The organism is Vibrio sp. PBL-C16 (assembly GCF_034321865.1).
Taxonomy (GTDB): Bacteria; Pseudomonadota; Gammaproteobacteria; order Enterobacterales; family Vibrionaceae; genus Vibrio; species Vibrio alginolyticus.
In genome coordinates this window covers 247,664-262,554 of sequence record NZ_JAXLNY010000002.1, presented here as the reverse complement: position 1 = coordinate 262,554, position 14,891 = coordinate 247,664, and the positions used below count along the sequence as shown (strand labels likewise).

At 39.4% G+C, this 14,891-nt stretch carries 19 protein-coding genes; 5 read left to right on the top strand and 14 right to left on the bottom strand.

Annotated elements, in window-relative coordinates; all coding sequences use genetic code 11:
- Positions 1–146: 146 nt before the first annotated feature.
- From UQW94_RS09425 to UQW94_RS09410, 4 genes are all read right to left on the bottom strand, one after another.
- Positions 147–509, bottom strand: a complete 363-nt coding sequence (locus tag UQW94_RS09425) for a transcriptional regulator (RefSeq protein ID WP_225474119.1) — start codon at positions 507–509, stop codon at positions 147–149.
- Positions 510–630: 121 nt separating this feature from the next.
- A complete protein-coding gene (locus UQW94_RS09420) occupies positions 631–834 on the bottom strand; it encodes a hypothetical protein (protein WP_000852434.1) in 204 nt (67 codons plus the stop codon).
- A gap of 61 nt (positions 835–895) precedes the next feature.
- Positions 896–2,203, bottom strand: a complete 1,308-nt coding sequence (locus UQW94_RS09415) for a HipA domain-containing protein (protein WP_406707380.1) — start codon at positions 2,201–2,203, stop codon at positions 896–898.
- A gap of 1 nt (position 2,204) precedes the next feature.
- A complete protein-coding gene (locus UQW94_RS09410) occupies positions 2,205–2,744 on the bottom strand; it encodes a hypothetical protein (RefSeq protein ID WP_322142208.1) in 540 nt (179 codons plus the stop codon).
- Positions 2,745–2,850: 106 nt separating this feature from the next.
- On the opposite strand from UQW94_RS09410, the gene UQW94_RS09405 reads away from it, so the two are divergent.
- The gene (locus tag UQW94_RS09405; RefSeq protein ID WP_069544313.1) at positions 2,851–3,060 is read left to right on the top strand and encodes a helix-turn-helix domain-containing protein; all 210 of its coding nucleotides are present in this window, start codon (positions 2,851–2,853) and stop codon (positions 3,058–3,060) included.
- A 150-nt stretch (positions 3,061–3,210) separates the two neighbouring features.
- On the opposite strand, the gene pgsA is transcribed toward UQW94_RS09405, so the two are convergent.
- On the bottom strand, positions 3,211–3,765 hold the full coding sequence (pgsA, locus tag UQW94_RS09400) for a CDP-diacylglycerol--glycerol-3-phosphate 3-phosphatidyltransferase (protein WP_225474134.1): 555 nt from the start codon (positions 3,763–3,765) through the stop codon (positions 3,211–3,213).
- A gap of 188 nt (positions 3,766–3,953) precedes the next feature.
- Between pgsA and UQW94_RS09395 the strand changes: the two genes are divergently transcribed.
- From UQW94_RS09395 to dcm, 3 genes are read left to right on the top strand one after another with little or no spacing between them, the layout of a single operon-like run.
- Complete coding sequence (locus UQW94_RS09395; protein WP_322142207.1) at positions 3,954–5,051, top strand: DNA cytosine methyltransferase; 1,098 nt, start codon at positions 3,954–3,956, stop codon at positions 5,049–5,051.
- A complete protein-coding gene (locus UQW94_RS09390; protein ID WP_069544310.1) occupies positions 5,048–6,460 on the top strand; it encodes a protein NO VEIN domain-containing protein in 1,413 nt (470 codons plus the stop codon). The genes UQW94_RS09395 and UQW94_RS09390 overlap by 4 nt, the downstream gene beginning before the upstream one ends.
- Positions 6,457–7,437 (top strand): DNA (cytosine-5-)-methyltransferase, encoded by a 981-nt coding sequence (gene dcm / locus UQW94_RS09385; protein WP_069544309.1) that lies wholly within the window; start codon positions 6,457–6,459, stop codon positions 7,435–7,437. The genes UQW94_RS09390 and dcm overlap by 4 nt, the downstream gene beginning before the upstream one ends.
- Before the next feature lie 118 nt (positions 7,438–7,555).
- On the opposite strand, the gene UQW94_RS09380 is transcribed toward dcm, so the two are convergent.
- The 9 genes from UQW94_RS09380 to UQW94_RS09340 form a co-directional block, all read right to left on the bottom strand.
- Positions 7,556–8,050, bottom strand: coding sequence for a hypothetical protein (locus UQW94_RS09380; protein ID WP_069544308.1), 495 nt, complete (start codon positions 8,048–8,050; stop codon positions 7,556–7,558).
- Positions 8,050–8,445, bottom strand: coding sequence for a hypothetical protein (locus UQW94_RS09375; RefSeq protein WP_225474116.1), 396 nt, complete (start codon positions 8,443–8,445; stop codon positions 8,050–8,052). The genes UQW94_RS09380 and UQW94_RS09375 overlap by 1 nt, the downstream gene beginning before the upstream one ends.
- Positions 8,411–9,130 (bottom strand): hypothetical protein, encoded by a 720-nt coding sequence (locus tag UQW94_RS09370; protein WP_322142206.1) that lies wholly within the window; start codon positions 9,128–9,130, stop codon positions 8,411–8,413. Before UQW94_RS09370 ends, UQW94_RS09375 begins: the two co-directional genes overlap by 35 nt.
- Positions 9,131–9,177: 47 nt before the next feature.
- On the bottom strand, positions 9,178–9,423 hold the full coding sequence (locus tag UQW94_RS09365; protein ID WP_322142205.1) for a hypothetical protein: 246 nt from the start codon (positions 9,421–9,423) through the stop codon (positions 9,178–9,180).
- Positions 9,404–10,276, bottom strand: coding sequence for a hypothetical protein (locus tag UQW94_RS09360; RefSeq protein ID WP_262635753.1), 873 nt, complete (start codon positions 10,274–10,276; stop codon positions 9,404–9,406). Before UQW94_RS09360 ends, UQW94_RS09365 begins: the two co-directional genes overlap by 20 nt.
- Entirely contained in the window at positions 10,269–10,676 is a 408-nt protein-coding gene (locus tag UQW94_RS09355) for a hypothetical protein (protein ID WP_322142204.1), read from the bottom strand. The genes UQW94_RS09360 and UQW94_RS09355 overlap by 8 nt, the downstream gene beginning before the upstream one ends.
- 43 nt (positions 10,677–10,719) lie before the next feature.
- On the bottom strand, positions 10,720–11,877 hold the full coding sequence (locus UQW94_RS09350) for a site-specific integrase (protein ID WP_225474113.1): 1,158 nt from the start codon (positions 11,875–11,877) through the stop codon (positions 10,720–10,722).
- Positions 11,867–13,216, bottom strand: a complete 1,350-nt coding sequence (locus tag UQW94_RS09345; RefSeq protein WP_225474112.1) for a tyrosine-type recombinase/integrase — start codon at positions 13,214–13,216, stop codon at positions 11,867–11,869. The genes UQW94_RS09350 and UQW94_RS09345 overlap by 11 nt, the downstream gene beginning before the upstream one ends.
- A gap of 151 nt (positions 13,217–13,367) precedes the next feature.
- Complete coding sequence (locus tag UQW94_RS09340) at positions 13,368–13,907, bottom strand: single-stranded DNA-binding protein (protein ID WP_005387798.1); 540 nt, start codon at positions 13,905–13,907, stop codon at positions 13,368–13,370.
- 277 nt (positions 13,908–14,184) lie between these two features.
- Here UQW94_RS09340 and UQW94_RS09335 point away from each other — a divergent pair, with 277 nt between their 5' ends.
- Positions 14,185–14,829 (top strand): LuxR C-terminal-related transcriptional regulator, encoded by a 645-nt coding sequence (locus tag UQW94_RS09335; protein ID WP_033907423.1) that lies wholly within the window; start codon positions 14,185–14,187, stop codon positions 14,827–14,829.
- Positions 14,830–14,891: the final 62 nt, after the last annotated feature.

Here is a 14,891-nt window from a genome sequence, read left to right as displayed (position 1 = left end):
TATGTTACATAGTTTAGTTTACGAGTTTTGTTACGGAAAATGGAAGGTTATTCATTAAAATATGATGAGAAAGGAGATGTAACACAAACCTTCGTTTTATTTACATCAAAAAAACGGAAAGAACTACACGGTACTTGAAGCACTTTTCAAAGGGTAAAATTGTTGCCCATGACGATCTCGAACTTCGTAAACAACGCTATTGGTCGAGATTCCATTCCCCTCACATCCAGGCAAGCAAAGCCCTTAGATGAAAGAGCTTCGAAAGCATCAGTAACATCCTTGATACTGCGCCCACTCATTTCAGCAAGTTCATCAAGACTGTTTGGCTTCTCGCGAGCAATCAAATTCAACAGTTCAACATTTTCGTTAGACAACAGTTGTGAAAGCGCAGCCAGTGACTCAAACAAAAATTGAGGATAAGGTTCTTCAGACGTCACTTTTCCTTCTGCAATACGAATCATACTCTTACGAGCAAGCTCTTCTGATAGAATGCCGATTTTTGCTTCCATACCATCCTCACTCCTAATAGTCGCATCTAATTCTTTTTTCATTTCTTGGGAAGGAGCAATCAACAGAAGTGGTTCTCACACGAAGTTTCTGTTAGTCCACTGATCTTTTCTTTTTCGCACTTCATTGCTGGATACTCCCATTTTTTATTGACGCAATCACTTTTAATAAATCGGCCGTGATTGCTGAACATTTGTCATTCATAAAAAACGTTACTTCATCTCCAAATTTCATCGTTACGATACCGCTTTTATCGACACTTAACAGCGCGAAAGACTGCTTCAAGTCGAGAGTCGTGTTACTTCCATTGGTCGTGGTTTCAGCCATATTTCCCCTCACTGCTAACGAGTATGCTTACAACACGGGCAACCATTGTTACCCCAGATGTTTACTTAATTGTTCTGTTTAACTTTTCAACGATTTCAGTGGCATGTTGAAATATTGCATCCTTTACCAACGCAAACTCCTGTCCAGGGAATCTTTTGTCTATAGAACTCAGTGCGCTACTAAATTGAGCGAGAAAGGTATAGACGATTTCATGGCATTCAGCATTACTGATACCGAACTGACTCGCTGTCTGCTCTATATGTCGTAAGCAAATCTTGCTGATATGGTATTTGTATCCTCGTGATGCTTGCAGTCCCATTGCTAGTTTTAGCTTGCGCTTATTTAACCCTGTAGCGCTGACAGCAGGGTAAGCTGATAGCAAATCGTAGAACGGTGCAAGTTTATAGTATCCGACAGGATCAATATGCACGGAAAAATTCTTGAGATGACCGTCAGTGGCACCAAGAAGGCACTGTAAAATCATGAATTTAAAAAAATCATGATTGTTCGCCTTGCTTTGCGCAGAGAGACTTAAAACATCAACAATTTTGGAGACACTTAGGTTGTTCTCCGATTGATATTTTTGATGTTCAGGTACACCCAAAATCTGGCAGAAATCTTCTTGGTGTCTACGAGTCACAACTCCATCACCAAAACATCGGTCGAACCGTTTTACTGCAAGGGCTTTAGCTCCTGATTCTACGGTTATTATGTCCATATCGGGGACTTTAAAACCAAGTTCCTTCGCTATTTGAGCACATATGAATTCATTCTCAATGCTGCTACTCATATCTAGCACGGAGTTACTTTGGGTAATAACATCCATCGGATACTTAACTATGTGACTACTGAACGCGGTTCCCTGTGGGACATACCACTTTCCATTTGTTTTCATCAGCGTGGTTTTTCTTTGTGTACCAGATACACATGGCCTGTATTCACCAAAACATGGGAGAAATGATTTACGCAGAGTAACGAGTTCATTTAAGTCACTTATTGATAGCTCTCGATATTCCCACCCTATATCTGGCAGGTTCTCACTACCCGTGAACGAAATACCGCCAGTACAATCATGACCAAGTTTGGAGAGTAAAGTGAATGCATCATTGGATTGTATTCCCATTGAGTGAGCAAGGCTTAATCGTTCTTCCATTAAATCAGGAAGAAGATTATTCATGAAATTCAATACATTAAATGATGAATTTTCTCCCGTTCTTAACGGTAGGCTCAACGAGATCGGAAAGGATGAATGATATGCTAACCATTGTTCAGAATATGAAAATGACAAGTTGTTCTTCGACCGTTGAACAAACTGCCCCACGAGCATGTTGTTATTTGTGGCATGTGCGTAAAGTATAGGATTGTACAAATTAGCTCCCACTTTCTTCTAGTTGGGCTGTGTTTTTGTAGAGGTTAATTGCATTTTCTACTGCCAGCATTTCAGCTTTGATATCCAATCTACGATTGTCATGTTCTGAGATGTATTGTTCTATGCATGGCCTCAGCTCGGAGTATTGCGCACACAACCGATTGAAATGCTTCCATGCCCTTTGATGAAGAGAATTGGACTCTGACAGCTCTGACTGTTTATCTTGCAAAATCGTCAAGAGACTTTCTTTTTTGAGAGAAAGATAGTTGGAGTCCTCACTGTAATTGTCGTAATCAACAACCTCCCAATCGGTATGGTTGAACATAAAACCTTTGGAAAACTTCTCATCGCCGCGTTTATCGAAGCCGCATGAGAGGACTGCACCGATAAGAGACATCTCCTTCAATTTTTTTTCGACGTATTCATCTGATAAGTATTCATTTTCCTCACTGTCTAATGAAATGGATTTTAGGTCGTTAGCAGAGAAATGTTCATTGTGATAAATAGCGAGAAATAACTCTTTTCTGATCTTTACCGTCATGTGTTCAAAAAGTGACCTTTACTGTTGATTTTGAGGATTATAATCCGTGGATCTATATGCCGCAAGTGTGTGATTGTTCAGCAAATTAATTTCATAAATAAAAAACATGAACAAGAACCTTGCAGAACTTGTGGGCAAACGCATTGCAAAAATGAGGAAATCTAAAGGGTTAACTCAAGATAAACTCGCGTTGTTCGCAGAGATAGATAGAAGTTATGTTGGACGCATTGAGCGCGGTGAAGTCAATATCACGATTGAGAAGTTGTATGAGATTGCGGATGCCTTAGGCTGTGATGCTAAGGAGCTTTTGCCTTGATCTGTATTGAATTATTCACAACATATGTAGAGCACTAGCAAACCCCATCACTGAAAAAGTTAGCACTCGATTTTTGCACTTTACCCACCTAACACACCCAACAGTGCTTAGGGTGTTAGTAGCTAAATAGTGGGACACAGCCTAAAAAAGTTAAATAATATCCTTAAGTAGATCATGTTGTGCTTGGTATAAGTATAAACACATAGACCAAATTGTAAGAATTGTTGCAACAAGGAGTACGAAATGGGCTATGTAAAGAAAAACACCTTCGGGCTGAAGTAAATACAGCCATATCGACAGCATTTGAAATGTCGTTTTGAATTTTCCAACTGATGAGACAGCGACTGAACTTATTCTGCCCACTTCAGCCATCCACTCACGCAAAGCAGAAATGATAATCTCTCTTGCAATCATTATGATGGCAGGTAAAGTTATGAATATTGAGTTGTAGCTCTCGGTTATCAATATAATTGCTATAGCTACTAAAACTTTATCAGCTACAAGGTCAATGAATGCCCCAAAAGTGGATGATTGTTGCAGCCTTCTCGCTAGATAACCATCAAGTAAATCTGTTAAGGCTGCAATAAAGAAAATGCTACTTGTTATTGCCGCCGCATGCTCTATTGGCAAATAGAAGAAGGCTATCATCACTGGTATTAGCAATAACCTGAGTAAAGAAAAAATGTTTGGTAGATTCATGAGCAAGTACAAAGCAAGATCACATCGTTCTAGTGTGTTTCACCGTATATCCTAGTATCCTTGCCACAAACAGCCTTGTGAAACAGCAACTTATAAAAAAATGAATTCTGGACTTTAAAATAAGTTGTAAGACATGGATAATCTGATGATTATTGTGATTTTTACTGTACAAAAAAACAGGCTTTGGAGTGGATATGAATGTAATTGACTTGTTCTGTGGCTGTGGGGGGCTATCCCTTGGTTTTGAGCAAGCTGGATATAATGTTCTTCTTGGCATTGATCATGATAAATCAGCATTAGAAACCTTTAAAGCCAACCATAAGAACTCTGAGGTTATTCATGGGGACATCCAAGAAATCTCGGCTAACGATATCAAACAAGTCATCAGCAATCAAACTGTTGATGTGATAATCGGAGGGCCTCCATGTCAAGGATTATCATTATCAGGCCCTCGTAAATTTGAAGATCCCAGAAATAAGCTTTTTTTGTCTTATGTTCGTTTGGTTAGAGATTTAAAACCAAAGTTCTTTGTTCTAGAAAATGTGCCAGGAATTATAAGTCTATTTAAAGGAAAAATAAAAGACCAGATCATCAAAGAGTTTAGTGAATTAGGCTACAGCGTTGAGTACGAAGTGCTAAATAGTGCTCACTATGGAGTACCGCAAATTCGTAAGAGAGCTATTTTTATTGGTTCACTTGATCGCACTGGTGCTAGTTATTTCCCAGAAAAAATAATTTCTGAAGAACAAGCCTTTATTAATTGTGAGCAGGCAGTTTCAGATCTTCATGCTTTAGATGATGACGACATGCCAGAGTCATTTTCATATGCAACTGAACCACAAAGTGCTTATCAAGTTGAAATGAGAAAATATGCTCCTAAGAGACTCCATAATCATCTTATTACAAAGCACCAAGATAAAGTTAAGTCAACTATCGCCCTAGTTCCTGAAGGTGGGAATTACAAGAATTTACCAGAAGACTTTGTTTCTACACGCAAATTTAATGTTGCTTGGACTCGATATCATAGTAAAAAGCCAGCAAGTACTATCGACACTGGTCATCGACACCATTTTCACTATAAACATAATCGAGTTCCAACAGTTAGAGAAAATGCTCGTTTTCAATCTTTTCCTGATTCATTTATATTTTTGGGAAATAAAACAGAGCAGTATCGTCAAGTTGGAAATGCAGTTCCTCCATTAATGGGGAAAGCAATAGCAGAGAAGATATTAAGGCAAACTGTAGACAAGGAATCGATAAGTTCAGTAGAGACAAAGGAATTGATTATATGACAGGTGAAAGTTTATATAAAACACCAGAGGAGCATTTGTTTCCTTTACATATGGTGCGCCCTCGATTTAAGAACAACCTAGAGAACGTTCTATTTTACATGTCTAAAGAGATTAGTGCATTCAACGGGTCTATTGATAAAGAATCTTTAAACAAAATTATTGCTGAATTCCCAGGTAATAGTCATGCCACCGTCAAAACTCTAGATAATTGGCGTACAGAGATTAGCGCCATTTTTGGTCTAATGCAGTACAGACACGGTTTAGGGCTTTATGCAAGTGCAATTTCAAAAAGGCTAGCTGAAACAGAAGATTTAATTGAATTTTTTAAGAATTTCTCAATGAAAATTCAATTCCCTAATGGCATGCTGAAGCCACATGTAAATAAGGATTTAATAGATCATAATGTAAATTTCGCACCACTTAAGTTTATTAAAGATCTACTTACACTTCTTGAAGGTCACGATAACGGTCAGGGTTTTATCACTAAAGATGAGTTGACCTACGTCGTTTTTGACGATCTCAGGTTTACTTCTGGTTCTCTATCAGTAAGTGATGCCAAAAATATCATTGTAGAAAATCGAAAACATAATGTTGTGTACAGAAGCCACAAATTTATTCGAGGTTTTACTTATGAAAGCAAAGGAGACCAAACTCGTACAGCTCTAGACTTTCTCGACTATATGCAGTTAGGTAACTTACTTGTAAAAAAATCTTCCAAGTACTTCCTAAACAATATTGAAAGTGAGTTTCTTACGTATGCTTACACTCAATCTGGGACGTTTGACCGCTTCTCTGAGTTTTATGGTAGAGAATTTGATGTAAGTGAACTGCATGATGTTAAAGAAGCTTGGTTTGATTATGTAAATGATTTAGATTTCTCTACCAGTGCGACTAGCTTGGATAAGTTTATCCGAACGAAATCAGAAAAAGATGAGTTCGTACTGAGTTTAGATAGTGGTCAAACAACTAAAATGACTACTAAAGATATTGGAGATATGGGTGAATATCTGGTTATAGCTCATGAAAAGAATAAACTAAAGATGCTTGGACTTGAACATAATCAGCACTTAGTTCAGTTCATCCCAACACATTTGGGGGCTGGTTATGATGTTAAATCTATGGATGAAATGGATAACCAAATATTTATAGAAGTTAAAACAACTTTAAGTAATCATCCGATAACCCAAAGCAGAATATCCCTCACGAAAAATGAGTGGAATGCTGCATATACTCATAAAGAAAATTACTACATATACCGACTTATTATCACGGATGAAAGCAGAAAGTTGCTGGTCATGAATAACCCTGTAAAGCTATTCCAAGAAGATCTAGTGAAACTTTCCGCCCCAAAGGGAGTAGAGTTAATATTTAAACCAACGATAATGGAAGAAGTAGAGATATTGGCATGAATAAGCTAAAAATTTGCTCAGTTTTTAGTGGCTGTGGTGGGATGGACTTGGGAGCTATTGGTGGATTCAGCTATCAAGGAAAGTACTACGATAGCAATAACTCTGAAATCGTTTTTTCATCTGACATTGACCCATATGCAGTTGAAATTTATAACGATAACTTTGATCATATATCTATGCTCGGTGACATTAGAGATCTAAAACCTTTTGTACCTAAGCATGACGTATTGATTGGAGGATTTCCATGCCAATCATTTTCCGTTGTTGCTCAAAACCCTCCTCGCTTGGGTTATAAGAATGATAATGGAAAGCTTTTTTTTGAAATGGTCGATATATTAAAGAAGCATAAACCCAAGGTTTTCATTGCTGAAAATGTTAAAGGGCTACTCTCTGCAAATAAAAAGCAAGCATTTCCTCTGGTAATACAATCATTTGAAGAGGCTGGTTACACTTGTAAGTACACCATACTAAACTCGTCTCATTTTGGGGTTCCTCAGAAAAGAGAAAGGGTTTTCATCGTTGGTTTCCTAAACCCTGAGTTGGCTAAGAGTTTTAGCTTCCCAACAGCTATCAAATCCGATATTACACTCCAGGATGTCTTAGAAAATGAAGATGAAGTTGATAGTAAGTTTTTCTTTTCACAAAAAGCTATAGACGGAATGCTAAAGAAAAGAGAGACGATGAATAAAGGTAGAGTTCAAGATCCTACTGGGTATTGCAATACTATTAGTGCGCACCTATCTAAAGCAAGTTTAAATAGTGTTGATCCTGTATTGTGTATAAATGGCCGATATAGAAGATTTACACCATTAGAGGCTGCTCGTATCCAGTCTTTTCCAGAAAACTTTAAGTTTAATGTATCGAACACAAGGGCATATAAAGCCATCGGAAATGCGGTTCCACCTGTAATGATGTGGCATGTAATGTCTAGTGTTGTTTCAACTTTGTCTTCTGCTGTGTCAATAAAAGCAGCTTGATGGCTTAAGAGTCCCCCCCAAGCATAATCAATTTAATTGTTTTGTGGCATTTTAAGGATGGGGGGGCTTCTTTCCAAGATAATTGCCTAGCTTAGGATTATTTACCGTAGAATATCATCTATTTTGACTTGGCAGGTAAACCATCATCAATTGTAGAAGCTAACTTATTGAGATCGACGCCATCCATCTTCTGAAGGTTGTATTGCCATCTCGCAAATCTTTCAAGCAATATATCGTTTTGAGAATTAAGCCTTTTATTTTCTGAACTGAGCCTTTTATTCTCTTTTTCAAGTTTTTCTACTTGCTTGATTAATTCAGCAATCGCTACGTCATCATTCCCTAGATTAGAGATAAGATCACTTAATTTGTCAGTACTTTCGAACAACGACTTGGCATCTTGGATAGCTGCTGATTTCTTTTGCCTTAGCTGCTCTTTCTTCAAATCAAAAGCATGCTTAATTTCATCATACTTGGTGAATGTGAAACGTGATGGCGGCTTTTTTAGGCCAAGTTCTAACTGTAATTTCTCAGCTAAAAGCTCATAACTAAGTTTACCAGTCCACCCATCGATGATAGCCAGTATCGTTTCTTTGTTATCTGGAACAAAAGCCATTATGCCTCCCTCATATCAGATAGTGCCAAAGCCATAAGATCAAACCCTTGGATAGCGCTTTGTTCATTTATGTTCAGTGAGCGCTTCACAGGAGATGGTGATAGCTCATCAGGTATTCTAACGTGTGCGCCATCCGCTTTTTTTGGATCTTCAAGAAGAAAAATGAGTGTTTTTATCTTAGACAAGCGAAAGCCCAGAGCTGTAACCCATCTATCCGATCCAAAAACCTGATCCTCTGCGGCGGCTTTCGCATGCCTCAATTGCTCTTCATATAGCGCTTCAAGAGTTTTTAACTCATCAAGAGAGTGAGGTATACCTTTAAGGCAAACATGTTCATTACAGACCTCACAGTCACCATTTTTAACACATGGACTTTCGGCATAGTTGGTGAACACAGAAGCCTAATCCTGTGAACTGAGCAACACCATCCCTATCAACCCCAAGAGCTTTTAGTGAGATGGGAAGTCCAAGGTCATGTAAAACCATTGGCGGTGGCGGCGCTTCGGCAGTGTAAGGTTCTAACAACTGGTTAGCTTGAGCAACAGTCATGACACCAGATCCAATCGTAACATGCCCAATACGCTGAGTTAGACGTGACTTTTGCTTTTCAGTTCGTCCGTCGTAAGCTTTGTTTTGCTTGATATCAGCTCGCCCTGACCATTTGGCGATAAGCCAATCAGCTTCACCTGCTAACTTTAATTTCGTGTTTAACCAGTGACGAAATTGGTGACTATTTAGCTTGAGAGGTGTCCCATCTTCATCTGTGATACCCAGCTCATCAAAAATTGATTCTAAGCCTCTGTCAGAGCCGATAGCATCACTCAGAGAGCCATGCCCAAGATGAACCCATGAGAAGGGCTTAGCCGCGAATTCCTTGTGAAATTCATAATCTCTGACTAATGTGATGCAATCCCATACTTTCATATCGCCATAATTAGGGAAATCCAGCGTCTTATATTGTTCATCAATAATAGAACGGAGATCCCTGTAACTAGGAAATCGAATGACGATTCCTGCTGACTTACCTGTGCGCTTATTGACGACCTCATTGTTTGGGAGAATGGTGTATCCTTGACACAAATCCTTTTTCCAGTTGTTCACATTATTCAAGTCACTAATTAAACGATTTAACCATTTGACGTTGCTTCCATATGTAGTCCAAGTAATGTGACTCCTCTTCCTGATTTACCTGTTTTAAATCCCATTGCTTTCGCGAACTGATTATATGTCAAAGGCTTGTCTTGGGAGCTTTCTGAGTCACTAGCCAACATGAACAGATCAGGATTGTCGTACGCAAATTTTGCAGCAGACCTGGCTGGAGCAGAAATCTCAACAAGTCTTTCAAATGCTTGTTTAACAACGTCTTCTAGCAAAGCTGGCACCCACTTTCGAACGGCCCCCCCCCCCTTTGGCAGGATGCCACATCAAGTACCAACGACCTTTATCACTTCGCTGTAATGAATTGACAGTCAAACCATTCAATTCTATATTTCTGCTGGGCTGGCACATCAACATAACGCAAACACTACTAAAATACTTCTGGCGTGGTGTCTTAGCTTTATGAAAAGCGTCTGCTACCTGCAACATCTGATAATCTGACGGACATTTATCTTCTATTTCCTTGCGACTTTTTTCGTCTAGTTTTATGCTCGCGTCAGATTGACGAGGAAACGGGTTCGACCAATCTTGTAGATCTAGTTTAAATCGTTTTTCTTTGATGAATTTCAATACCTTTTCGAACGAAAGGCCGATATTGCGTTTGCCGCCAGCACCTAAATCACTGCTCCGTATCTTCTGCTCTACGCGATCAATCACATTATTGTTGATGTTCATTATATCAACTGAAGATTTATCATTGTGAGCAGCGTGCTCTTCTAATGCTTGATAGAGGAATACAAGTGATGAAGCCCAAGTAGTTGAATCTTTCTTGTTAAGCGATTGCTGGTAGCGAACATATGCTTTCGCAAAGTCAGAAAAAGGAGGCTGGAAAGGTGTATATTTTGAATGATTCTGACTTGCCCCAAAAACAATCGTCAGCTTTTTTCCTTTTTCCGTCTTCCACGACCACTTATCACATTCCCAGCCATTCTGAATAATGCCTTCAGGGGTTTTGAACTGAATGTCTTCAAACAGACTCAGATCATTTTTTGCAAAAGCGATAAAATCATCATAATTCTTTTGAAAATCAATTTTATGCTTAGGAGTAAACAGCAAAACATTAGACATTTAAGGCTCCTTCATTTTCTAACTCTTGCTTTCTTGCGTTGCACTTTAGAATGACCGCCTTAATAGCATTGATACTGCGGTTATGTCCTTGCAAAACAAACTCACTGGCTCCCATATCAAGCTTTCGATCTCGTTTCAAAACGACGCTTTTCAGCATTTTTTCATGAGGAGCATTTAACCAAGGTTGAAATTTGTTACATGTGTAGCAATGTACAGAACCATTAGCGCAAAAGCCGAATGTTCCACAGTTTCCTAAAGGGTTGCCTTCGTCATTGTTAATTCTACTTCGAGGATCGTTAGCTCGAATTGCGTCTTTTTCACTGTCTATTAACGTGCCAGAAAAAGCTTGAGCTAATGGGGTAAGATCGGTAGCTAGCGCCTCGTCGATTCTATCCGCCATCTCTTCATTAAACTCGGTATACACGGTGACCTGTTGAGTATCTTCATGCCCCTAACTCCTCAGCTATCGTATGCTCGCTGGCTCCAAGCATAGACATGTTCGTCGCATGAGTGTAACGAAATCGACGTGGATTAATATGCAAATCTCCATAATCCCCACCCACTTTAATTCGGGTTGTTTTTAAGGGGCAAAGCCGAGCTAATCTTCGTGTTATTTCCCCTACTGATGGATTTGCACCTCTCGTCCGTAAGCACAATAAATCAGGCGTTTTCTGTTTTATTTCTTCGAATGCACTAAAGTCAGTGAGATTCGATATCTCTCGGTCATTAATAAAAATGGGGATATGCTTTTTCTGCTGACTAGTAAGGCTAACGTTGAAATGTTCTTCAACCATTTTTATTGATTGTTTTGCCTGTGCAGTCAGCACCAATATTAGGTCTTCACTCACATCTTTTTTGATTTGGTAAGACCCTCTAAACGTTTCATTACGTTTTTTGGCGTTAGGTATTCGTAAATCAAAGTGCTCAATGCCAGCCTCTGTTCTTGTGAGTAGATCCTCATAATACATATGGGTTAATTGGATAGGCCGAGCACCTGTGTATTGCAATGCCATGATAAATGCATAGTCATATAATGAAATGAGCTGCTCTGTAAATGCATCTACGTACCACGTAATGAATGCTGATTGCTCCTCCAGTGTATAAGCACCGCTAAACAGGCAACCAAGTGCAACCGCTTTCCCTTTTTCATTTCCTGAAATTTTGAGCGCTGAGAGCAAGCCAACAACTTTCTTATCAACACCGTAGATTTCCTTGTCATGCCAATCAAGCAAAAAAGCACGGATACTCCCTAGCTTGTATTCTGTGTTTTTAGTCAAGCTGCTCTTAAAATTGACGACGTGCTTCTCACTGATTTTATTTGTCACACCAAAAGCAAAGAGAGCACGACACTCTCGAAAAATATTGGACGTGTAAGAAGATGAAAACTCAGCAGCGTAGTCCGCTAAAGCAAGTCTGAAACACTCAGAAAACTTAGGAGTAAGACTTAATGGTTCTAAAAGAGTCAAATTCAAACGCACATTGGTATCCAACTGCCAATTATCAGAATAAACGTCAAACTCATAGTTAGCTTTACTTAGTCGCTTGTCTGTCTTTGACTTTATATCTCTATAATCACTGTTTTTTTTCGTATTAATAGCCATAAACACCTACTTCAGCCTTATGTTTTAAATTTTCATGCATCTTTCTCCGCATCTTATTGGCTTGTTCTATAACTGTTCGTTTCAAATAAGGTCTGCCAGAGTTTAGGTCGGAATGTCCATTCTTCTCAGCTCTAATCTCTAGCTCACGCGCTTCGGTGATTTTATTTTCATCTGCATATAGTTTGGCTGCTTGGGGCTTCCCTTCGGCTTCCAATCGCTTCACTTCTTCTTCAACCGCTTTTTTTTCTTGGTCAATACATTTGGATAGCAGATGGTTGAAATAATGCCTAAAGCTGTGTGGCGTGATCCCCCAAAAACGTTCAAAATTAACCTTGCGAATACGATTAAAAATATCGTTTATCGTTTGTTTTACCAGCGGTTGACCTGATTCATAGCTTCCACTTTTGGCTTTGTGAGAGACAAATATAAATGGATGTTTTTTGGCCGCCTTTGTCTGAAAACGATGTGTTCTAACGTAGGTATTTAGTAAATCTCTCAGTTCTTTCGAGATTGGGACGGCTCTACCAAGCGTCTTCGCTGTAGGCTCATCTAAACGAGGATCTTCTTTACTATTATGTCTGCGTACAACTGATAAGGTGGGGTTGTCAGTATCAGTACCGATGTCACCAATTCTTAGAGCTGCTAGTTCACTGCGTCTACATCCCGTTTCATACAAGATTTGAACGATGAGGTAATTTCGAAACCGAATGACAGAGTTACTAAAGGGATTGTGTTCAGAGTTGGGTTTAGCCACGGCAACAAAATCTTCAAATACATCATCTGGTATCCCAGATTTATCTAAAGCCATTTGTTTGCTTTTTAAACGATCCTTTGGCATGTCGCTTTTTAGCTGCGTCTTCATTAAATCAAGCGCATCAGATAACTGCGAAGCAGACGGTTTCTTCTTAACTCGCTCTTTACCACAAAAGTGGAGATATTCAGTAATGTGAGCCATGCGAGATATATACTGAGACTTTGTGACGGTGGGCTTATCTTTTGATTTAGAAAGGTGAAATTTGCCCATATCGGTAACATTTGTTTTAGTCTGATTTTTGAAGACGCTAGCTCGATAGCTACAATGCTCTTTCAGAGCATTGATATCATCAAGGGTTGGAATGGTCCCATTGTAAATTTCTTCAAGCAGATCTCTACCATTTATACTTTCCCAAAGTTTTAAGTGTTTGATGGACTTTAGATACTGTTGAATTGAAGATGTTGTTAAATTCTTCCTGAGTTTATTAGTGACAAAGTGCGTTACCCAAAAATCAGGCATGCCGTCATCGTCTAGTAAAAAGACATAACGCTCACCGCTCATAAACTTCTTTATCTCAATCTTCATACCTAACCAAAGAAATCAACATAAAAACTTGTAAGTTAATAATATAAACACCCAGCTTAAAAAATAAACACTTTTTTTTCAGCCAATAAAAGAAAAGGCCGCTATTAGCGGCCTTTAGTGTGTTTTTCAACATTTTTTATTTTGTCTTAGTTCAGAACGGGATATCGTCGTCAAAATCCATTGGTGGCTCATTGTACTGCTGCTGTGGTTGCTGCGGAGCCTGTTGTTGTGGTTGCTGTTGCTGAGGCGCATTGTACTGCTGCTGAGCTGGCTGTTGAGGCTGACCCCATCCACCTTGTTGCTGCTGTTGACCGCCCATAGGTGCACCGCCACCTTGAGCACGACCGCCAAGCATTTGCATCACACCATTGAAGCCTTGAACAACGACTTCAGTTGAGTAGCGATCTTGACCACTTTGATCTTGCCATTTGCGAGTTTGCAGTTGCCCTTCAATGTAAACTTGAGAGCCTTTACGCAAGTACTCACCTGCTACTTCCGCAAGTTTGCCGAACAACACAACACGGTGCCATTCCGTTTTTTCGCGCTGTTCGCCAGTCGCTTTATCACGCCATGAATCAGAAGTCGCAATAGTAATGTTTGCTACTGCACCGCCATTCGGCATGTAACGAATTTCAGGGTCGTTACCTAGATTCCCCACCAAAATAACTTTGTTAATTCCACGGCTGGCCATGATGTGCTCCGTTTCACTCTGGATATATAAAATTTTAGCGCATTAGAATAGCACGCTTTAATGTTTTGATTAAAGTCTAATACCATTGTGATCTATTGAGTCATGCTCTAGAACCCAAATCGTATTTCAACTTACGTGTGTAGCATTTTTGATTCGCGTTGCAGACATCGTTTCGTGAAGCTTTGAATTCGAACGCATTTATTCAGTAAAGCGATGGTTATGGCCTCTCTTTAGTGCCAGTTTATGGCTTCTATTGAACCCAGGGAGATTGGAACACGTGAGAAAGTCGGCTTACGCAAGAAAGCTATTTCTGATCAGTATGGAAGATAATGCGCAAAAAAAAGTGGCGGCACTCGAAAAGTACATTGATATGAGCATCCCGGTGATTTCAACCGAAGCACTCATGGAAGCCAAGCCACAACACCGTAATAAAATTCTACTGATCGACTTCAGTGAACATAAATCACTTGTTCAATCGATCAAAAACTTGCCTCTTGTATGGAAAAACTTTGAAACCGTTGTCTTCAACGTGCCTAAAAGACTAACCACGGATGAACTTCTTTCATTTGGTCAATTAAAAGGTGTGTTTTATTCTGAAGATACGCTAGAGCAAATTGGAGAAGGGTTAAAAGGCATTGTTAACGGTCAAAACTGGCTGCCGCGTAATGTAACCAGTCAACTTTTACACTATTACCGCAATGTCATTAATACTCATACTGCACCAGCTACGGTAGACCTAACCATTCGTGAGCTACAAGTACTGCGTTGCCTACAAGCTGGCGCCTCGAACAGTCAGATGGCCGAGGAGTTATTCGTCAGTGAATTCACCATCAAATCGCACTTGTATCAGATATTCAAAAAGCTATCCGTAAAGAACCGAGTACAGGCAATCGCGTGGGCAGACCAAAACTTAATGTCGTGATGCAATGTGAGCGGCTCTGATAACTGAAATGACGAGTCGCTCATCTTTTTTCCGCACCGAGT